This window comes from Vibrio sp. 811, from assembly GCF_033339195.1.
In genome coordinates, this window is record NZ_JAWOUB010000361.1 from 1 (window position 1) to 729 (window position 729).

The window sequence follows — 729 nt, forward strand, 5'->3', positions numbered from 1 at the left end:
CACCGAGTGAAACGCCGTCAGAATGGAATACACCAAGGTCGCCAACGCCAGTATCATCATCAACCATTGCCACTCAAAAGTACCAAGCACAGCAATAAACCAGCACAGTTGAAACCAAGTGGACGCAATCAACACTCTCATAATTGTTATGGGCGCTGGAAAGTCATATGAACGGCGCTGATCGTACGAGCAATAAAACCCCCTTCACAATAACTAAGGTAATAACGCCACATGCGGACAAACCGGTCATCGTACCCAAACCCTCGCACAGCATCCTCTGCGCGGTTAAAACGGCGATGCCACTCATTCAGTGTTTTTGCGTAGTCTAGGCCGATGTCAAACAAATCACGAACCACCAAATCACTGTGCTTAGTGGTCGCTTGTGTCAAAGACGTCACCGACGGCAAGAAACCACCAGGGAAAATGTATTTCTGAATAAAATCGACATTGTTGCTGTAATAGTCGTAGCGCTGGTCCGCAATCGTAATCGCTTGGATAGCCATCAGGCCGCTAGGCTTTAATAATGACTCGCATTTTTTGATGTAGGAAGCTAAGAACTGTTTCCCCACGGCTTCAATCATCTCGATAGAAACCAATTTATCGTACGTCCCAGTAAGGTTACGGTAGTCTTCTTTAAGTAAAGTAATTCGATCGGCTAAACCTCGTTGTACGATTTGCTGTCGAGCATATTCATGCTGCTCTTCCGAAATGGTCGTTGTTGTCACTCGG

1 protein-coding gene and 1 pseudogene are annotated in these 729 nt (G+C 46.2%); both read right to left on the reverse strand.

Annotation, left to right across the window (positions count from 1 at the left end; genetic code table 11):
• Nucleotides 1–141: pseudogene (locus R7Q46_RS26870) on the reverse strand (DUF2878 domain-containing protein); the annotation flags it as partial.
• 5 nt (nucleotides 142–146) lie between these two features.
• Nucleotides 147–729: cyclopropane-fatty-acyl-phospholipid synthase family protein (locus R7Q46_RS26875; protein ID WP_318078182.1), on the reverse strand; the 583-nt coding region annotated here is incomplete at its 5' end.